The following is an 18,545-nucleotide window of genomic DNA, read 5'->3' as shown; positions in this document are numbered from 1 at the left end:
CTCGCTTCTCCCTAAATATCCAGAACCAGCCGTGGGGACTTTGCCCTGCTGACGCAAATTTGCATGATCTCACCTGCGTCACGCTCTGCTTGAGACAACACAACATCGCGGTGATCGGGCACTCCCGCCAAGACATCGCACTGACAAATCCCACAATCGCCACGCTGGCAATCATACATCACATCAATGTCGTTTTCTTCCAGAACCTCGACAATTGTTTTGCCAACCGGGATTGTGAATACCGTTCCATCGTTAATCTGCACTTCAAATGGAACGTCTCCGCTTGCGGCTTCAGCAGCCTCGAAAAGCTCGAAGTGGATGCGCTCCGGCGCGATATCCGCGCCATCTGCTTTGGCGCGCGCGACATCGATCATTTTGCGAGGGCCGCAGACATAGAGATGTGCATCGCCAAGTTTGGAAATGATGCTGTCGAGATCGATGATGCCCGATTGATCATCAAAATGAAGGTGAAGTTTGTCTCCAAGCGCATCGCGCAGTCTGCTGCAAAAGGCCATGTCGGCCTCGGTCCGCCCTGCGAAAATCAGTGAGAAGTCTTGTTCCGCAACTTTTAGGGCGCTGGCCATCGAGATCATCGGAGTGATGCCAATACCGCCCGCCAGAAGAACCGCGGGAGCAGATGTGTTGAGCGGAAAATCATTTTTGGGTGGACTAAAGGTGACAACATCACCAACACGGAGCCCGTGCATGTATTTTGATCCGCCTTTGCCGTCATATTCACGTTGGACGGCAACGAGGTAGCTGTCGGGCGTATCAAATTTGGCATCGAAAGAAACAAGCGAATAGGCTCTTGTTTCCCCATTAGGCAAATCAAACTCCAGATGTGCACCAGCTTCGTAGCTTGGCAGAGCCCCATCCTGTACTGCACCAATGTGCAGCGACGTTATGCGGTCTGTCAAAGGCTCTACCGCCAGAATCACACCCTGAATTTTTGCCATTTCGTCACCTCCCGCAATTAATATGAATTTTCATATAGTTTCGGTCAAGAAGTTTTTTATAAAGCAGTTTATTGACTTTACTTGCACCTGCCATGACATGTTCTGACGAAATCGGGGTCAGATCGAGGGAAGCCATTGAAGCAATCTAAGACGCAAAGTATCGACACCGAGACCGGGTTTGTTGACGATTATCTGCTTTATCTCTTGGCTGCTGCCAGTGAAGCTGCGAGCGCCCAGTTTCACGCACAGGTGCGTCAGGCAGGGCTGCGAGTTCCTGAGTGGCGTGTTCTTGCTTGCTTGTATGACAACGATGGAGCGATGATCACCCAGCTTGCGCGTATTGCCTTGGCGGAGCAGTCCCGTCTCACTCGCATCATTATACAGATGGAAGAACGGGGTCTGGTCTCCCGTAAAGGTGATCCGAATGATGGCCGCCGTGTCCGGGTCTATCTCAGCGATGAAGGACGCTCTCTGGTCAGCAGTCTTGTTCCCGACGCCCGGCGCCATGAAACATATTTGCTTGCACAGCTCAATGACAGTGATGGCAGGCATTTAAAAACGGCTTTGCATTCTCTGCTCGAAGCACTCGAAGTAAAGCGCGACGGGAAAAACTGAACTTCGTTTCTGAAAAGAAAACAGTTTGCAAAAGCAAAAAGATGTGTTTGCATGAAAACGCATATAATTTCTGCTGAGTCCGGCGAACGGCCTGATAGGGCAGAGAATGATCAACGGGAGAACGATCTTATGGGCAAACTTACGAATTTTCTAGGCAGCGCTGCGTTGGCGGTCACAACTGCGTCCAGCGCCTTTGCTGCTGACAACCTCGTTATTTCAACTTGGTTGCCGCCAAGCCACCCTGTTAATACCGAGATGTTTACACAGCTCACTACGATGATGGCCGAAGCAACTGACGGTGGCATCACAACCGAGCTGAAAAACGGGTTGGCCTCTCCGCCTGCGCAGATGGATCTGGTTCTTGATGGCGTGGCAGATATCGCTATTCTATTCCATGGTTACACACCAGGACGTTTTGTCGGAACAAAGCTGATCGAAATCCCGGGCTATGAGGGAAATGCGGAAGCTGCATCTGTCGCCCATTGGCGCGTTCATGATGCGATGCTGAAAGATTTGAACGAGCATCGCGGTGTTAAAGTTATTGCTTTGACAACACACGGCCCCGGCCAGATACACTCTAATAAAGCGGTGGATACTTTGGCCGACCTAAACGGCTTGAAGACACGCCTAGGTGGTGGTGTTTCCGCGGATGTTGGCGCAGAGCTCGGCTTGGTGGGTATTCAGGTGCCAGCCCCTAAGGTCTATGAGACACTTGATTCTGGAGCAGCTGATGCTGTTGCGATGAACCTTGGCGAACGGATCAGTTTTAAGCTGAACGAGGTTGCCAAGAACGTTTATGAAATGCCTGGCGGTTTTTATCGGGGGTCTTTTTCTGTGATCATGAGCCAGGAAAAGTTTGATAGCCTGCCGGCAGATGTGCAAACAGCCCTCGATAGTAAGGTTTTTGGCGAAACGGCCTCGCGGATGATGGGTGCTGTATGGGATGATAGCGATGTCGCTGCGCGCAAACTAACCTTGGAAGCGGGCGACAACAAAATCGTTACTGCCAGCGCTGAAGACCAAGCTGCTTTTGCGTTGATTGCCGAAAAAGTGCGCGCCAAAATTATTGGCGAAGTGACTGAAGCTGGCGTCGATGGGCAAGCGGCTTATGAGATGATCGTTAAGGACATGGCGGCCGAATCCGGCAACTGAGGCTCACATGATATTCAGGCGTGTCGCGTCAATGGCACGCCTGTTTCTTTACATCATTACCCGTAAGGATAGCTCTATGCCGCCTGTCATACTGTTTCTAAAAGCACTATCGCAGTTGCCGATGTTTATCGCGTCGATGGCGCTTTTTGCCCTGATGTGCCTGACCTTTGCCGACGTACTGATGCGTTCGATCTTCAATGCACCGATCGAGGCCGCGACAGAATTGATCCGCATGGGGATCGCATTGATTGTCTTTGCCGCGTTGCCGGTTTTGTCTGCCAGAAACCAACATATTGCAGTTGATTTGCTCGATGGACCGTTTCGGAAATTCCGGCTTGAGCGTGTGCGTGATGCACTCGTAGCTCTTGCATGTGCTGCAATGCTCTGGTGGCCTGCGGGGCGCATTGTTGATCTAGCGGTGCGTGCCAAAAGCTATGGTGATGTTACCGAGTATCTTCAAATTCCCACATATTACGTTGCTTATTTCGTTGCTGTGATGACATATCTTACGGCTGTCGCGCTGATCGGGCGCGCATTTCTACATATTTTCGCTCCACAAACTCTGGTTTCCCAATATGATTGAATCAGCCATCGGCTTTGTCGCCGTTTTCCTGCTCGTGTTGCTGCGTATTCCCATCGCCTTTGCTATGGGTTTTGTCGGTATGGTCGGCCTTGCTTATGAAACCAGCTATCGAGCCGCCATATCGGTAGTAGGTCGTTTGATCATAGACACCTCACAAGATTACGGACTTTCAGTCATTCCGCTTTTTATCCTTATGGGACTATTTGTGAACAAAGGAGGTATCAGCCGCGAACTTTACAACGTTTCAAACGCTTTTCTGGGGCATTTTCGCGGCGGATTGGCAATGGCAACGATTGTGGCCTGTGGTGGCTTTGCCGCGATCTGTGGGTCATCGTTGGCGACAGCGGCGACCATGTCCAAGGTAGCGATGCCTGAAATGCGTAAATACGGTTACGCCGATAGTCTTTCGACAGCCTCTATTGCCGCAGGTGGCACACTAGGTATCCTGATACCACCGTCAGTTATTCTCGTGATTTACGGCCTATTGACCGAAACCTCTATTGGCCAGCTTTTTGTCGCGGGCATTATTCCGGGGTTCCTCGGAATCTTGCTGTATCTGGTCGCCGTGAAAATTACCGTGGTACGCAACCCTGAAGCCGGGCCTGCTGGCCCGCGGTCAAGCTGGAGCGACCGATTTGGCGCGCTCAGTCATGTTTGGGCAGTCTTGCTTTTGTTTGGGCTTGTCATTGGCGGTCTCTACGGGGCATTGGACTTCTGGCCAATTCACTTGGCGTTTTCTCCAACGGAGGCCGCAGGAATGGGTGCAGCAGGCGCCTTCCTGATTGCGTTGGCACGTGGTGGCCTCAGTTGGCGCGGGATGCGCGAAGTGATGGAAGAAACGACGTTGACCTCGGCCTCACTTTTTGCGGTGCTCATAGGGGCTTGGATATTCTCTAACTTCGTTAATCTTGCAGGCTTGCCCGAGGGGCTTTTGGCCGCTGTGACCGCTTTAGATATGGGGCCTTGGGTCGTGATGGGGTTGATCCTCCTTATCTACATTGCGCTGGGGTGTATTTTCGAGAGTATGTCAATGTTGCTGCTGACCGTGCCAATCTTTTTTCCGTTGGTTACCAGTCTCGGGTTTGATCCGGTCTGGTTTGGTATCATTGTTGTCGTGGTGACCGAAATCAGCCTCATTACACCTCCCGTCGGTTTGAATGTCTTTGTGCTAAAAGGTGTTGTCGGAGACGTGACAACCGGTACGATTTTTAAAGGTGTGACACCGTTCTGGTTAATGGATATTTTGAGATTGATTTTACTGCTCGCCTTTCCGACACTCGTTCTGTTCCTGCCTTCACAAATGTAAGTGGTTTGCTGATTTTATTTGCAAACGCATATTGTTTTAGGTAATCCAATTGCATGAGCAATGAACCGAGAAACCTCGATGCCCTCGGCCTCGAAAACTTTGTCCCATACTTGATGAACCGCATCATGGGGCGCTACAATTCTGCGCTTCACACAGAGGTCATAGCACTGGGCCTGACAACGCCAAAACTTCGGGCGCTTGCGGTGCTGTCGGTTCATGATGGTATCTTGATCCGTGAGTTGGCGGTGTATGCGGTGGTGGAGCAGTCCACCCTTAGTCGTGCGCTGGATGGCCTGGAGAAAGACGGGTTGATTGTGCGCAAGGCAAACCAAGATGATGGCCGCGCTTTTCATGTCTTTCTAACCGAAGCCGGCCGCGCGGCTCATACGCGTTTATGGCCGCATATGGCCATCGCTAGCGAAGCGATGTTCAAAGGTATTTCAGACAGCGAACGGGCGGCGCTGATTGGCACTTTGCAGAAAATGTTGCGCAATATCCGTAAACACGATTTTTAAGGGGCAGTCATGGCAGAACGATCATTTAAAGCCGAAGTCGAACATCTGCGTAAAGGTGACGGCGACACGTTCACTGGCGAGGGTATTCTCGCAATCACCAAAGCGCTTTTGGAAAATGGCGTTGGTTATGTGGGGGGGTATCAGGGCGCACCGATTTCGCATCTGATGGACGTTCTGGCCGATGCAGAGGATTTGATGGGAGAACTTGGCGTACGGTTCGAAGCCAACGCATCTGAAGCCGCGGCGGCGGCCATGCTGGCGGCCTCCGTGCATTATCCAATCCGCGGCGCCGTAACCTTCAAAGGCCCCGTTGGCGTCAACGTTGCCTCTGATGCCATTGCCAACCTAAGCTCTTCCGGTGTGACAGGTGGCGCTCTGATTATTGTGGGTGAGGATTATGGTGAGGGCTCGTCCATTATGCAGGAGCGCAGCCACGGATTTGCTATGAAATCGCAGTTCTGGATGCTTGATCCGCGTCCCAACTTGCCTTCGATCACGAAGGCAGTGAAAGACGGGTTTGAGCTGTCAGAAGCGTCCAACACGCCTGTCATGCTAATGGTGCGCATTCGCGCTTGTCATGTGACAGGCAGTTTTCAAACTAAAGACAACCAGCGTCCGAAACTGACGGTGAAGGATGCTGCTGCCAATCCGCAGAGTGATTTTAAACGGGTGGTTTTGCCGCCATGGAGCTATGTTCACGAACAGGACAAGATCAACAACCGCTGGCCCGATGCTGAAAAATTTATTGTTGATAATAAATTGAACGAACATTTCGGCCCCGCAGATGCCCCGATTGGCATCGTCCTGCAAGGAGGCATGTACAACGGCGTAATCCGTGCGTTGCAGCGCCTTGGCCTTGCAGATGCTTTCGGAAATACTGACATCCCACTTTATGTGCTGAATGTTACCTATCCGATCGTTCAATCCGAGTTTGATGCCTTCTGCGAGGGCAAGGATCATGTGATGATTGTGGAAGAAGGCCAGCCTGACCACATCGAACAGCAGCTTGGCAGCTTTCTCTACAAGGCCGGGCGGAGTGTTAAGCTACATGGCAAAGATGTATTGCCAATGGCCGGTGAATACACGGGGCAAGTGATGCTTGACGGGGTGACTGCATTTCTCAAACAAGCAGCGCCAGATATGCTGCCAGATCACATCCGCGCACCGAATATGGACGCTCCTGCAATTCCCGACCTAAGTAAAACCGTGCCGATCCGCCCGCCCGGGTTCTGCACCGGGTGTCCTGAGCGGCCTATTTTTGCTGCGATGAAATTAACCCAAGAAGAGTTGGGCAAGCACCAAATTACCGGTGATATTGGCTGTCATTTGTTCGGTTCTTTGCCCCCGTTTGAAATTGGCGGCGCAACGATGGGTTACGGGCTCGGCCCCGCATCCAACGCCGCATTTGACGGCGGTGGTGAACGACGCGCGATTTCCATGTTGGGTGATGGCGGTTTTTGGCACAACGGGCTTAGTAGCTCGATCGGTAATATGGTGTTCAACAAATCGGATTCTGTTGCCGTTATTGTTGATAATTATTACTCGGCGGCGACAGGCGGTCAGGACGTGTTGTCATCGCGTGCAGACAACGACACCAAATCGACGAACAATCCGATTTCCAAAGCGCTTGAGGGAGTTGGCGTGAAGTGGATTCGTCAGATTGATCGCACCTATGATGTGGGCAAGCTACGCGAAGTTCTGCACGAAGCCCTGACAACAGATTATGACGGCCCCAAAGTGATTGTGGCTTCCTCTGAGTGTATGCTCAACAAACAGCGCCGAGAAAAGCCTTTGCGTGCCAAAGCGATCAAGGATGGCCGCCGTGTGGACGTGCCGCGTTTTGGTGTGGATAGCGATGTTTGCACAGGTGATCACGCCTGTATGCGGTTGTCTGGCTGCCCGTCCTTGTCGCTCAAAACGCTGGATGATCCGCTGCGCGATGATCCTGTCGCGCACATTGACCAAACTTGTGTGGGCTGCGGCAACTGTGGAGAAGTTGCCGATACGGCAGTGCTCTGCCCTTCCTTTTATCAGGCGGATGTTGTGCATAACCCAAGCGGTTTTGAAAAGTGGCGCTCCGGATTGCGTGCACGTATTGTTACAGCTCTACAAACCCGCCGCGACGCCAAGCGCCTGCGCCTATCGGGGAATGTATCATGAACGCTCTTTTACCAGACCGTGGGCCTGATGCCCAAACCGCTGCTATCCTGAAGCTTGCCATTATGGCGGTCGGCGGACAGGGCGGCGGGGTCCTGACATCGTGGATAGAGGCTTTGGCACGGTCGCAAGGCTATGCTTGCCAGGCCACCTCTGTGGCAGGTGTCGCCCAGCGCACTGGATCTACGGTCTACTATGTGGAAATGACGCCTGTATCTGAGCAGCAACCTGTGTTTGCCCTCGCACCATCAGGGGGAGATGTGGATGTGCTCATCGCCTCCGAGATGATGGAAGTCGGCCGTTCTATCATGCGCGGATTTGTGACGCCTGATCGGACGACACTGATCGGGTCGACGCACCGTTCACTCGCATACAGTGAGAAGGCCGCCCCAGGAAACGGTATGGCTGACAGTGATGAAGTGCGTGCGGGTGCGGAAATTGCTGCACAAAGATTAATCCTCGCGGATATGGACCGTTTGGCAACCGAGCAAGGCTCGGTTATTTCGTCCTCGTTGTTTGGTGCGTTGGCCGGCTCGGGCGCCTTGCCATTTGAGCGGGCGGCATTTGAAGATGCGATCCGTGCTTCGGGAAAGGGTGTCGAGGCTTCGTTGAGAGCTTTTAATGCGGGCTTTGAGGCTGCGACACAGGGCGCGGCCGTTCCTGTGGTCACAGACAAAGCTCCGGAGCCACGCCAGATTGTTGGGCCAGAAAAGCAACTGGACGCATGGCATAACCTCGTAGCGCGCCTGTTAGAATTACCGGCCGAAGTGCGTGAAATTGCCGAGGCAGGGCTAGCGAAAACAGTAGACTATCAAGACTGTATATATGGTGCAGCCTACCTTGATCACCTTGACAAAATTGTCGCCCGCGACAGTGCGGCTCAAGGCTGGATGCTCTCTCAAACGGCTGCCAAGTATATCGCAAATGCCATGTGCTATGATGACATCATCCGTGTTGCCGATTTGAAAACCCGCGCGCCACGTATGATGAGGATTCGTCGTGAAATGGGTGTTCGTGATGAAAATGTTATGCAACTGACGGAGTATTTTCATCCGCGTGCCGAAGAGATCACTGGAATGCTGCCCGCAAAAATGGGCGCGCGTCTGGAGGCAAATCCGAAAGCCATGGAACGGCTAACACGTTGGTTCGGGAAGGGGCGTCGCCTGCGCACTGATACGTTGCGCGCCTTTGCTATGCTACATGTGCTCGGGGGGATGAAATCTTACCGTCTCAAGACCCATCGCCACGCCGTCGAACTCCAGCATTTGGAAAAATGGCTCTCGGCATCGCTGGCTTCGCTTGATACCGACTACGGGCTTTGCATCGAGCTTTTGAAGAACCGCAGGCTGATCAAAGGATATTCTGACACCCACACGCGCGGCCTTGGTAAATTTGACAAGCTGATGAAAAGCGCCGAATTGCTCCAAGGGCGTGAAGATGCTGCCGAGTGGATGGCACGCTTACGTGAGGCGGCGTTGCAAGATCCGGAAGGCAAAGCCTTGGACGGGGCAATCGAAACTATTAAATCGTTTGCCTGATTTGCGCGCTCTGAAAACTGACTAAACTTCAGTTGGATTGTCCGGTTTCCTAAAGAGATTTCTTCCGCACGAATTTATGGTGCGGATATGATGTAAGGTGCTCGAAAAACGAACTCTCAAAAACGTGTCGTTGTTATCGGTGGCGGAGTTGGAGGGTGATTGGCGGCGCAAATGGCAAGCATTGCCATGACCCAGAAGATGGTGGGCCTCAAAACATATTCGATCAACCTCTACAAAGAGTTGTCCGAAGACCCGGAGTATATCTTGGTCCGCGCTTAGGCGCGCCTAAACCTTCTGTATGAGAGTTTGAGAAAAAGCTTTCCTTTGGTAGGCTTTGGCGAGAAGCTGTGTAGATGAATCAATCTCTGTGAAAAAGATCGGCACCATAAGATGTGCGGCGGTCACAGGGAAAAACGGGAGAACGGTATGAAACTTTCAACGACAAAACTGGGCGTAGCCCTTGCGGCTGGTCTCAGCCTTGCGGGCGTAGCGATGGCCGACACCAAAGTTGGTATGATTACAACGCTGTCCGGCGGCGGTGCGGGCCTTGGTATTGATGTGCGCGATGGCTTTATGCTTGCCATCAAGCAATCGGGACGCGACGATATCGAAGTTGTCATAGAGGATGACCAGCGGAAACCTGATATTGCCGTGCAGCTCGCCGACAAAATGGTGCAGTCTGAAAAGGTCGATGTCATGACAGGCATCATCTGGTCAAACCTTGCCATGGCCGTGGTTCCTTCGGTGACGGCGCAGGGCAAGTTCTACCTGTCGCCCAACGCTGGGCCATCCGCTCTTGCAGGCAAGGGGTGCCAAGCCAATTACTTCAACGTGGCATGGCAGAACGACAACCTGCATGAAGCGGCGGGTGCTTACGCCAATTCGGCGGGATATGGAAAAACTTTCATTCTTGCGCCCAACTACCCTGCCGGGCAGGATGCGCTGACAGGCTACAAACGCTTCTTCAAAGGCGAGCTGGCGGGCGAGATTTACACCAAGCTTGGCCAGACAGATTACGCCGCCGAAATCGCTCAAATCCGCGCAAGCGGGGCAGATTCGGTTTTCTTCTTCCTGCCAGGTGGCATGGGGATTGCGTTTCTGAAGCAATATGCAGACTCAGGCGTTGATCTTCCCGTTGTCGGGCCGGCCTTCTCGTTTGACCAAGGTATTTTGCAAGCGGTTGGCGACGCTGCGCTTGGCGTTGTGAACACATCACAGTGGAATAAAGACCTCGACAATGCTGCAAACGTGGCTTTTGTTGAAACCTTCCAAGCCGAGTTTGGACGCTTGCCTTCGCTTTACGCGAGCCAAGGATTTGACACGGCAAACCTGTTGATTTCGGCGCTTGAAAAAGCTGATGTAAGTGATGCCGATGCCTTCCGTGCAGCGCTTAAAGCGGCCGACTTTGAAAGCACGCGAGGTGATTTCAAGTTTGGCAACAACCATCACCCGATCCAGACAATCTATGCGCGCGAAGTTGTTAAAGAAGGCGATGTCTACACCAACAAGCTGATCGGCCCTGCGCTTGAAAACCATGCGGATGCCTATGCGGCTGACTGTAAAATGTAATTGATCATGGCTGCGCCTTTCGAGGCGCGGCCGGTTTGCAAAGCACATGTCTTTTATTCTCATAGCAGAGCAGGTGCTGAACGGGCTTCAGTTCGGTATCATGCTGTTTCTCATGGCGGCGGGCCTTACCCTCATTTTCGGGGTGATGGGGCTGATCAACCTTGCCCATGGCTCGCTTTACATGGTTGGCGCGTTTGCGGCTGCGGCTGTGGCAGGGGCGACAGGCTCGTTCGTACTCGCGCTTGCGGCTGCGATGGCGGCAGCGGCCCTGGCGGGGGCATTGGTCGAGCTTCTGGTGATCCGACGGCTTTATGACAAGGACCATCTTGATCAGGTTCTGGCGACTTTTGCGCTGATCCTGATTTTCTCGGAAGGAACGCGCTGGCTCTTCGGGTCATTTCCGTTGTTTCTGCAAATCCCCCCCTATTTAAGCGGTCCGGTGAGCCTGCCTGGCGGGATCGAGTATCCGATTTACCGCCTTGTTCTCATCATTGTGGGCCTTGTTGTGGCGGCTGGCTTGGGACTTATGATTACCCGCACGCGCATCGGCATTCAGATTCGCGCGGGCGAGAATGACCGTGAGATGATTGCTGCTTTGGGCGTTGATATCTCAAAACTTTACACGCTGATCTTTGCGCTTGGCGCAGCCTTGGCAGGCTTGGCTGGTGCGCTTGTCGGAGCGATCCAGTCGGTGCAGGTCGGGATGGGCGAGCCGGTGCTGATTCTGGCCTTCGTGGTAATCGTGATCGGTGGGATAGGGTCGATCAAGGGTGCGCTTGTGGGCGCGCTTCTGGTGGGGCTGACGGACACCCTCGGCGGGGTATTTCTGCCGCAATTCTTCGGCCTCTTCATGGAGCCTTCGGCGGCCTCATCTGTCGGCTCCTCATTGGCTTCAATGGCGATTTACATTCTGATGGGGGCGGTGCTGATCTGGCGGCCAACGGGCCTCTATGGTGCGCGCGCATGATGAAGGAAGCTCACCTTAATGCTTTGATTTTTGCGATTTTCATCGCCGTTCCGGCTTGGGCGCTTTGGGCGGAAGAGCCTTTTACCATCACCCTCATGACGCGCGCGGCTGTCTTTGCTCTTGCGGCTGTGGGCCTTAATATTGCCCTTGGCCTTGGTGGGCTGGTGAGCTTTGGACATGCGGTTTTCTTTGGTCTTGGTGGTTATTCCATGGGTATTCTGGCCTATCATGCACAGACGTTTACGCCTGTCATGGAAGTGCCATTGCTCATTGAAGGCACAAAGTCGATGCCAGTGATCTGGCTTGTAGCGGTGTTTGTGTCTACCTTGGCGGCTCTTCTGATCGGGGTGCTTTCGCTGCGCACTGGCGGTGTTTATTTCATCATGATTACGCTCGCTTTCGGCCAGATGTTTTACTACTTCGCGATCAGCTGGTCGGCTTATGGCGGTGAAGACGGGTTGTCCATCTACGTGCGCAACGGCTTTCCCGGGCTGAACACGCTTGATCCGATCCAGTATTACGGGCTCTGCCTCGTCATCCTCAGTGCCGCATTATTTGTCTCGCACAGGCTGGCGAAATCGCCTTTCGGCCTCGCGCTTGGCGCGGTGCGGCAAGTGCCGCAGAGGGTGGAAACTGTGGGGCTTGATGGTATGCGCCTCAAGCTTGTAGCGTTTGTTGTTTCGGGGGCCATAACGGGCCTTGCGGGTGCACTGTTTGCCGATCTCAATCGCTTTGTCAGTCCGACGATGTTTAGCTGGCAGCTTTCGGGTGAGATCATGGTGTTTATCATCATTGGCGGGGTCGGGCGGCTCTTCGGGCCTGTGGCGGGGGCGCTTGTGTTTGTCGGGCTTGAGCACCGGCTGGGGGGGCTCAGCGAGTTCTGGCATATTTACCTTGGCCTGCTTTTGTTGCTCATCGTTCTGTTCGGGCGCGGCGGGGTGATCGGGATGCTTGCAGGGCGGGAGCAGAGCGATGGTTGAGACAGTTCTAGCAACGCGCGGGATCAGCAAATCTTTCGGGGCCCTCAAGGCGAGTTCGGATATTTCGCTCGATCTGAAGGCCGGTGAAATTCACGCTATCATTGGCCCCAACGGTGCGGGGAAGTCGACGCTCATAGCGCAAATTTGCGGCACGCTTGCTCCTGATGAGGGGCGTGTGGAGTTGATGGGGAAAGACATCACTGCGCTCACCGCACGTGCGCGGGCGCGCAAGGGGATGGGGCGGACTTTCCAGATATCGGCGCTGGCGATGGAAGATACTGTCTTGCAAAACGCGGTGCTGGGCGCGCTTGGGGCCACTGGCCGTCCGTGGCGGTTCTGGGCTCCTGCGCTCAAGGATGAAGCCCTTGTGGCTCGGGCTGATGAAGCTTTGGCGCGGGTGGGGCTCGAAGACTTTCGCAATATGCGCACCGCTGAACTGAGCCACGGGCAGCGCCGCCAGCTTGAAGTGGCCGTGGCGCTGACGCTGAGGCCCAAGGCCTTCGTGATGGACGAGCCGATGGCGGGGCTTGGAACTGAAGGCAGCCTGCGGCTTACGGATTTTCTGGCCAAACTCAAGCAAGAGGCACCGATCCTACTTGTCGAGCATGATATGGACGCGGTGTTTGCATTGGCCGACCGTATCAGTGTGCTTGTTTATGGCCGGATTATCGCGACCGGGACAGTTGATGAAATCCGCGCGAACCCTGACGTGAGAGAAGCTTATTTGGGGGAGGAAGAATGAGCCTTTTGACGCTCTCCAAGGTCTCGGCTTCATATGGGGCCAGTCAGGCGTTGTTTGGTGTGTCGCTCAAGCTTGCCGAAGGCGAAGTGATGGCGCTTATGGGGCGCAACGGGATGGGCAAAAGCACGACCGTGAAGTGCATTTGCCGTATGTTGCCCGCACAGGGGCAGATTGTTTTTGACGGGCATGACCTAACGCATCTGCCGAGCCACCGTACAGCGCGACTCGGGATCGGACTTGTGCCGGAGGGGCGACGTTGTTTTGCCTCTCTGACAGTGCAAGAAAATCTGATGGCCGCTGCGCGCGCAGGCGAGTGGGATTTGGCCAAAGTGGCGGGGCTTTTCCCGCGCTTGGCCGAGCGCAAGCATCAGCTTTCGGCCTCGCTTTCGGGGGGCGAGCAGCAAATGCTGGCGATCGGGCGTGCTCTCATGACCAACCCACGCCTGCTTATTCTGGATGAGGCAACAGAAGGCTTAGCGCCGATAATCAGACAAGAAATCTGGGCGGCCGTGGCTGAACTGAAGGCCAAGACGGGGATGTCTATTCTGGTAATAGACAAGTCGGTGAAAGAGCTTCGCGGTGTCTGTGACAGCGCGGTCATTCTTGAGCGGGGCCGTTCTGTCTGGCGCGGTGCGATGAGCGAGCTGACAGATGAAATTACACATGATTATGTGGGCGTTTAGGCTGCTGACTGTTCAACCAGTGTGATCGCCTCAAAAGGGCGTAAAACAGGGTGAGCCGAGCGCAAGTGCTCGGGCAGCTGGTTGCGTGGAAGCTTACTGAGAAGGCTCTGTGCATGGTTTTCGGGCTTGCGGCGGATGCGGCCGATGAACAGGCTTTCAAGTGCCGAGCCTGCGGCAATGAGCGTTTCGTGTTCGGGCAGCACAAGCTGATGATAGGTTGTTGTCAGGTCAAGGTCCTGCCAGATTGCCGAGGTGCCGTTGACAAGGTGGCGGGCAGGAACGAGCACCGCCTCGCAGCCGAACATATATTCAACCATCGGCTTGCTCACCACGAGCTTCTGGTCGGGAGCTACGATGATATCTTTTTGCAAGCCGAAGTAAGGTGCACGAAGTCGCACAGGGCGGAAGCTGCCACGTGCAGGCACGGTGCGCGATACATGGGCCAGCACGGGCACGGGGCCATGCTCTACCGTCTCAACGAGATCTCCGCGCGCGAGCTTGTCGACAGGGCGGTATCCCTCCTGCGCCATAAGTGGCACATTTGCTGTAAGGCTGGGCATCGGGCCAAGTGGCTCGACTGTATCGGAAAAAGCGAAGAACTCTACATCGTCATCAAGCTGGATCAGGCCTCGCGAGGTGGCCATTGCTTCGATATCTCCAAGCCAGAGAGGGCGTGGGCGCAGGGCCAGAACCGTGCGCACGGAGCCGCGTTCGGGGCGCTCTATCGCCAGCCTGCCCCAGCGGGCAGGCGCATCCCAGCTATAGGTAATGCGCAAAAGATCGGCGCGCTCGGAATCTTCGAGCGATAAGGCCACATGTGCGCTCTCACCGTTCTGGCTTGTGATCAGAACAATGCCGCCGCCAGGTATGGCTTGAAGCGAAAGACTCCGCTCCCATGGGTAGCGCTCGCGGTAGGCGAGCAGGGTCTGAGGACGATCATCAGGGGAAAGGCGTGTTTCGACAACAAGGCTGCCACGGGGCAGGAAAGACTGCGGATCTGGCGCGGAAAAATACTGGCGGTCGGCATCGGATATGGCGAGCCATGTCATTGTGGCTCAGGCCACTTGAGCTTCGAAAGCGCAGAGCAGCTGCGCCTCGAAGGGCTTGAGTGTGCGCCGTGCCGCAGGGCTGTAACCGAGGCCTGTTGCCGGGTCGATTTCGGGGAAAAGATCATAGATTTCGGCGGCCACTTCTTCTTCGAAGCTGTTGGCAAGCTGCGGACCGGGCAGGAAACTTTCGGTCGGCAGGCCTTCGGAATAGATTACCTCATGTTGATCAAAGAGCAGGTGGAAATACTCGACTTCACGGCCTTCAACCACGGTGACAGAGTTGTCATTGACCAGATCGCGCGCAGTGACGAGCACTTCGTATTCGCCAAAGAGCAGTTCTGCCAGAGAGTCGCGAATGAGGACGCGGTGCAAGGGGGAAACCCAGAGCTCGTTGTGCGCTCCAAAGGTGCCTGCTCTGATGCGGATCGGAGCGTGTTTGCCCTGTGCGGCGATGACTCGATTGCCTATCCAGCGCAGAGGCTGGAAACCGTTGTCACGGGTCTGGACGAGATCATCGAGGGTGAGTTCTTCAACAGGGACATGTCCGCGTTCTGTCAGAATGCGGGTGCCGCGCACGAAGCAAGGCACTGAATCCACGATAACGTAAGCGACATCGGTGTTGGTTCCGTCGTCGATTGTATAAGTGAAGTTGAAGTCTTCGGCCGCGTTGTCGCCCACAAGTGTGAAGGTGCCATCGGCATTGAGCGTGACAGTCTGGCCAGTGTTGAGCGTAACTGTGCTACCTGCTGTGACGGCCACGCCATTGATGTGCGTGATGGTGAGCGTGGAGCCGTTAGGGCCTACATCATTGCTGAGAACATCAATGGTTTTGACTTGGTTCGGGTCGGGCAGCGAGAACCTGTCATCATGTGCAATAAGCACGGTTTGCAGGCTGTCGGCGGCGATAAGCAGGTTGGAATCATAGCTGCTGTCAAGCACGTCGGCGATGCCGATGCGGATCGTATTGGTGGCATTCGGGATGACATTCATAGTGAGCGTCATGGTGACGGTGAAGCCATCCATCTCAGTGTTGTAGTCATCGTTGGCGTTGTTGAAAAAGAGGTTTTCGTTGTCGCTGTTGTTCAGGTTGGAGGGGTTCACACTGCCCGATCCGACGCTGACATCAACAAAGCTGCCATTGACCCAGACGCCGATAAAATCCTGATACTGCGAGTTGGTGAACTCGGGGTATTCCTCGGACGAGAAGACAAATTGCATTGTCAGAGTGTCGCCAGTTGGCGTGAAATCAACATCGAGGTAGGCGGCGTCGTAGGTACGTGCGCCAGCGGCAGAGTTGAAGCTGGACAGGTTGTCGTTGCTGTTCCGGCCAGCGTTTGTCGAGGAGCTTGTGCTGTTGCTTTGGTTTGAACTGCCCGATGAGTTTGTGAAGTCTCGTGCATCGCCTGTAGAGAGAATGACCCCTGTATCCGAAGGGGTTACGCCAGAGGTGACGCTGTCGCCATTGGAGTAAATGCCGGACGAGTTGTTGCTGCCAAAGTAGGACGCGCCCTCAATGGTTACTCCGTCTCCGAAGATTGCTTGAGCCATCTGCATAGCAGACGCATTTGTGTTGATCGGCAATTCTGACGCCGCGACCATTCTACTACTGCCTCATTCAGGGCAAAGCGACCGGCACGGACCTGTAAGTTACAGATATCGTTGGCGATTTTCGCTCTTTGGATGATCGGGGTTGGTGTAACCCCGCGCACCTGCTCTGCCTCTGGTTTATTATTACCGAAACGTTAACACTAAAGAATCCACGCTGTTAAGGGATTATGGAATTGACTCAGCGGAAACGTGGCAAAATTGCGGCGGTCTCTTGTTTGCGAAGGCCTCTGTGCCACGATATGTAGTGGTATGTGCACGGAAACGGCGAAAGGCAGAAAAATGGCTCCTCAGGTTGATGCGGCAGAACTGACGAAATCACTTATACAATGTGCATCAGTAACACCCGTTGAAGGCGGCGCACTGTCGTTGCTCGACAAACTGCTGACAGAGGCGGGGTTTGAGTGCACACGGGTGGACCGTGGCGAGGTGTGTAACCTCTTTGCGCGCTGGGGCACAAAAGGCGCGAATAAATCCTTCGGTTTCAACGGCCATACTGATGTTGTGCCTGTGGGGGATGAGGCTGCCTGGAGCGTGCCGCCCTTTGGGGCCGTGGAAAAAGACGGGATGATCTGGGGTCGTGGCGCGACGGATATGAAATCAGGCGTGGCCGCCTTTGCCGCCGCTGCCATCGAATTTGTGCAAGACATGCCCCCTGACGGCGCAGTGATCCTCACCATCACGGGGGATGAGGAGGGCGATGCGATTGACGGCACAACTGCGCTTCTGGATTATATGGCCGAAGCGGGCGAGCGCATGGATGTGTGCCTTGTGGGTGAGCCGACCTGTCCGAACGAGATGGGTGAGATGATGAAGATCGGGCGGCGCGGCTCGCTTTCGGCCTGGTTTACCGTGACGGGCGTGCAGGGCCATTCGGCCTATCCGCACCGCGCCAACAACCCGCTTAACGCCATGGTGCGGTTGATGGACACGCTGGCCAGCGCCGAGCTTGACCAAGGCACAGAACACTTTGATGCCTCGACCCTTGCCGTTGTGACGATTGACACGGGCAATGCCGCAACCAACGTGATCCCTGCACAGAGCAAGGCTTGTGTGAACATCCGCTTCAATGACAGCCATTCGGGCGCATCCTTGAGTGCATGGCTTGAGGAGGAGGCGGCGAAGGTGCGTGAGGCTTTCGGCGTAGGCATTGATCTGAAAGTGAAAATTTCAGGCGAGAGCTTTATCACTCCGCCGGGGGAGCTTTCTTCGCTGATTGCAAAAAGTGTTCAGGCCGAGACGGGGCGTGTGCCTGAAATGTCGACAACGGGCGGCACATCGGATGCGCGCTTTGTGATGAAGCATTGCCCTGTGGTTGAGTTTGGCCTTGTGGGCAAGACGATGCATCAGGTGGACGAGCGGGTCGAAACCGCCCAGATCCATCAGCTTAAGGCGATTTATAAGCGTATTTTGGGCGACTATTTTGGCTAGTCAGACGCCTGTGCAGCATTTGATTGTGATGGTGAAATTTCCTGCCGCAGGGCGGGTGAAAACACGGTTGGCGAGAGATATCGGCTCTGTTGCGGCGGCGTGGTGGTTTCGCCATTCTGTGCGGCGATTGTTGCGGCGGCTGTCTGATCCGCGCTGGCAGATATGGCTGAGTGTGGCGCCAGACACAGCTTTGGAAAGCTCTGTCTGGCCCGCGCATTTACCGCGCATTTCACAAGGGCAGGGCGACTTGGGGCAGCGTATGACCGCGGCCTTTGAGGCGCTGCCCAAGGGGCGCGCTTGCCTGATTGGCGGAGATATTCCGGCTGTGACCAAGCGCGAGATTGCCGAGGCTTTTGCAGTCCTTGGGAGCTGTGATGCGGTGTTTGGGCCTGCAACTGACGGGGGCTTCTGGCTGACAGGGTTCAAGCGCAGCCGCCCTCTGCCACGCGGGCTTTTCAGAGATGTGCGCTGGTCAAGCGCGCACGCTTTGGCCGACAGTCTGGCCACGCTTTCGGGGCAGTCCCATGCGCTTGTGGCCGAGCTTTCAGATGTGGACACGGCCCGCGACTTACCGAAAGCCTAGGCCTTCGTTCCGCATGGTTAACGGCTCAAAACTGTGCTGATTCCAGGGGGGTGATAAGCGTGCACAATGCGTGCACCCCCCGTGCACCGCCAAAACGGGGTTTGTGGTAGGAAA

Annotated in this window: 17 protein-coding genes; 14 read left to right on the top strand and 3 right to left on the bottom strand. The window is 54.8% G+C overall.

The window, feature by feature from the left end:
• Positions 1 to 11 precede the first annotated feature (11 nt).
• Entirely contained in the window at positions 12 to 956 is a 945-nt protein-coding gene (locus OE750_RS08590) for a PDR/VanB family oxidoreductase (RefSeq protein WP_263763532.1), read from the bottom strand.
• A 135-nt stretch (positions 957 to 1,091) separates the two neighbouring features.
• On the opposite strand from OE750_RS08590, the gene OE750_RS08585 reads away from it, so the two are divergent.
• The 12 genes from OE750_RS08585 (at position 1,092) to OE750_RS08530 (ending at position 13,763) form a co-directional block, all read left to right on the top strand.
• Positions 1,092 to 1,571: a MarR family winged helix-turn-helix transcriptional regulator gene (locus OE750_RS08585; protein ID WP_263763530.1), complete on the top strand. Its 480-nt coding sequence runs from the start codon at positions 1,092 to 1,094 to the stop codon at positions 1,569 to 1,571.
• A gap of 51 nt (positions 1,572 to 1,622) precedes the next feature.
• On the top strand, positions 1,623 to 2,723 hold the full coding sequence (locus OE750_RS08580; protein WP_318527991.1) for a TRAP transporter substrate-binding protein: 1,101 nt from the start codon (positions 1,623 to 1,625) through the stop codon (positions 2,721 to 2,723).
• A 31-nt stretch (positions 2,724 to 2,754) separates the two neighbouring features.
• Entirely contained in the window at positions 2,755 to 3,306 is a 552-nt protein-coding gene (locus tag OE750_RS08575) for a TRAP transporter small permease (RefSeq protein WP_263763528.1), read from the top strand.
• Positions 3,299 to 4,612, top strand: coding sequence for a TRAP transporter large permease (locus OE750_RS08570; RefSeq protein ID WP_263763526.1), 1,314 nt, complete (start codon positions 3,299 to 3,301; stop codon positions 4,610 to 4,612). Before OE750_RS08575 ends, OE750_RS08570 begins: the two co-directional genes overlap by 8 nt.
• A 53-nt stretch (positions 4,613 to 4,665) precedes the next feature.
• Positions 4,666 to 5,127, top strand: coding sequence for a MarR family winged helix-turn-helix transcriptional regulator (locus OE750_RS08565; RefSeq protein WP_263763524.1), 462 nt, complete (start codon positions 4,666 to 4,668; stop codon positions 5,125 to 5,127).
• A 9-nt stretch (positions 5,128 to 5,136) separates the two neighbouring features.
• Positions 5,137 to 7,287: an indolepyruvate ferredoxin oxidoreductase subunit alpha gene (locus OE750_RS08560; RefSeq protein WP_263763522.1), complete on the top strand. Its 2,151-nt coding sequence runs from the start codon at positions 5,137 to 5,139 to the stop codon at positions 7,285 to 7,287.
• Positions 7,284 to 8,822 (top strand): indolepyruvate oxidoreductase subunit beta family protein, encoded by a 1,539-nt coding sequence (locus OE750_RS08555; RefSeq protein WP_263763520.1) that lies wholly within the window; start codon positions 7,284 to 7,286, stop codon positions 8,820 to 8,822. Before OE750_RS08560 ends, OE750_RS08555 begins: the two co-directional genes overlap by 4 nt.
• Before the next feature lie 426 nt (positions 8,823 to 9,248).
• A complete protein-coding gene (locus tag OE750_RS08550; protein WP_263763518.1) occupies positions 9,249 to 10,391 on the top strand; it encodes an ABC transporter substrate-binding protein in 1,143 nt (380 codons plus the stop codon).
• Between the two features lie 46 nt (positions 10,392 to 10,437).
• The gene (locus tag OE750_RS08545; protein ID WP_263763516.1) at positions 10,438 to 11,358 is read left to right on the top strand and encodes a branched-chain amino acid ABC transporter permease; all 921 of its coding nucleotides are present in this window, start codon (positions 10,438 to 10,440) and stop codon (positions 11,356 to 11,358) included.
• Entirely contained in the window at positions 11,355 to 12,338 is a 984-nt protein-coding gene (locus tag OE750_RS08540) for a branched-chain amino acid ABC transporter permease (RefSeq protein ID WP_263763514.1), read from the top strand. Before OE750_RS08545 ends, OE750_RS08540 begins: the two co-directional genes overlap by 4 nt.
• Positions 12,331 to 13,080, top strand: a complete 750-nt coding sequence (locus OE750_RS08535; RefSeq protein WP_263763512.1) for an ABC transporter ATP-binding protein — start codon at positions 12,331 to 12,333, stop codon at positions 13,078 to 13,080. The genes OE750_RS08540 and OE750_RS08535 overlap by 8 nt, the downstream gene beginning before the upstream one ends.
• The gene (locus tag OE750_RS08530) at positions 13,077 to 13,763 is read left to right on the top strand and encodes an ABC transporter ATP-binding protein (protein WP_263763510.1); all 687 of its coding nucleotides are present in this window, start codon (positions 13,077 to 13,079) and stop codon (positions 13,761 to 13,763) included. The genes OE750_RS08535 and OE750_RS08530 overlap by 4 nt, the downstream gene beginning before the upstream one ends.
• Here the strand turns inward: OE750_RS08530 and OE750_RS08525 are convergent.
• Together OE750_RS08525 and OE750_RS08520 are read right to left on the bottom strand one after the other, a co-directional pair.
• Entirely contained in the window at positions 13,760 to 14,812 is a 1,053-nt protein-coding gene (locus OE750_RS08525; RefSeq protein WP_263763508.1) for a Hint domain-containing protein, read from the bottom strand. The genes OE750_RS08530 and OE750_RS08525 overlap by 4 nt on opposite strands.
• A 6-nt stretch (positions 14,813 to 14,818) precedes the next feature.
• A complete protein-coding gene (locus OE750_RS08520; RefSeq protein WP_263763506.1) occupies positions 14,819 to 16,411 on the bottom strand; it encodes a Hint domain-containing protein in 1,593 nt (530 codons plus the stop codon).
• Between the two features lie 288 nt (positions 16,412 to 16,699).
• Between OE750_RS08520 and dapE the strand changes: the two genes are divergently transcribed.
• On the top strand, positions 16,700 to 17,848 hold the full coding sequence (gene dapE / locus OE750_RS08515) for a succinyl-diaminopimelate desuccinylase (RefSeq protein ID WP_263763503.1): 1,149 nt from the start codon (positions 16,700 to 16,702) through the stop codon (positions 17,846 to 17,848).
• 28 nt (positions 17,849 to 17,876) lie between these two features.
• The gene (locus OE750_RS08510) at positions 17,877 to 18,431 is read left to right on the top strand and encodes a DUF2064 domain-containing protein (RefSeq protein ID WP_263763501.1); all 555 of its coding nucleotides are present in this window, start codon (positions 17,877 to 17,879) and stop codon (positions 18,429 to 18,431) included.
• Positions 18,432 to 18,545 lie beyond the last annotated feature (114 nt).

Source organism: Lentibacter sp. XHP0401 (assembly GCF_025751535.1).
Lineage (GTDB): Bacteria > Pseudomonadota > Alphaproteobacteria > Rhodobacterales > Rhodobacteraceae > Lentibacter.
The sequence above is the reverse complement of the archived record's forward strand: the minus strand, read 5'-3'. Positions and strand labels throughout refer to the sequence as shown.

Bases quoted from the DNA above. Each gene is read 5' to 3' on its own strand.
- OE750_RS08590 (WP_263763532.1), bottom strand. From the start codon at position 956: ATGGCAAAAATTCAGGGTGTGATTCTGGCGGTAGAGCCTTTGACAGAC.
- OE750_RS08580 (WP_318527991.1), top strand. From the start codon at position 1,623: ATGAAAACGCATATAATTTCTGCTGAGTCCGGCGAACGGCCTGATAGG.
- OE750_RS08575 (WP_263763528.1), top strand. From the start codon at position 2,755: ATGGCACGCCTGTTTCTTTACATCATTACCCGTAAGGATAGCTCTATG.
- OE750_RS08570 (WP_263763526.1), top strand. From the start codon at position 3,299: ATGATTGAATCAGCCATCGGCTTTGTCGCCGTTTTCCTGCTCGTGTTG.
- OE750_RS08565 (WP_263763524.1), top strand. From the start codon at position 4,666: ATGAGCAATGAACCGAGAAACCTCGATGCCCTCGGCCTCGAAAACTTT.
- OE750_RS08560 (WP_263763522.1), top strand. From the start codon at position 5,137: ATGGCAGAACGATCATTTAAAGCCGAAGTCGAACATCTGCGTAAAGGT.
- OE750_RS08555 (WP_263763520.1), top strand. From the start codon at position 7,284: ATGAACGCTCTTTTACCAGACCGTGGGCCTGATGCCCAAACCGCTGCT.
- OE750_RS08550 (WP_263763518.1), top strand. From the start codon at position 9,249: ATGAAACTTTCAACGACAAAACTGGGCGTAGCCCTTGCGGCTGGTCTC.
- OE750_RS08545 (WP_263763516.1), top strand. From the start codon at position 10,438: ATGTCTTTTATTCTCATAGCAGAGCAGGTGCTGAACGGGCTTCAGTTC.
- OE750_RS08540 (WP_263763514.1), top strand. From the start codon at position 11,355: ATGATGAAGGAAGCTCACCTTAATGCTTTGATTTTTGCGATTTTCATC.
- OE750_RS08535 (WP_263763512.1), top strand. From the start codon at position 12,331: ATGGTTGAGACAGTTCTAGCAACGCGCGGGATCAGCAAATCTTTCGGG.
- OE750_RS08530 (WP_263763510.1), top strand. From the start codon at position 13,077: ATGAGCCTTTTGACGCTCTCCAAGGTCTCGGCTTCATATGGGGCCAGT.
- OE750_RS08525 (WP_263763508.1), bottom strand. From the start codon at position 14,812: ATGACATGGCTCGCCATATCCGATGCCGACCGCCAGTATTTTTCCGCG.
- OE750_RS08520 (WP_263763506.1), bottom strand. From the start codon at position 16,411: ATGGTCGCGGCGTCAGAATTGCCGATCAACACAAATGCGTCTGCTATG.
- dapE (WP_263763503.1), top strand. From the start codon at position 16,700: ATGGCTCCTCAGGTTGATGCGGCAGAACTGACGAAATCACTTATACAA.
- OE750_RS08510 (WP_263763501.1), top strand. From the start codon at position 17,877: ATGGTGAAATTTCCTGCCGCAGGGCGGGTGAAAACACGGTTGGCGAGA.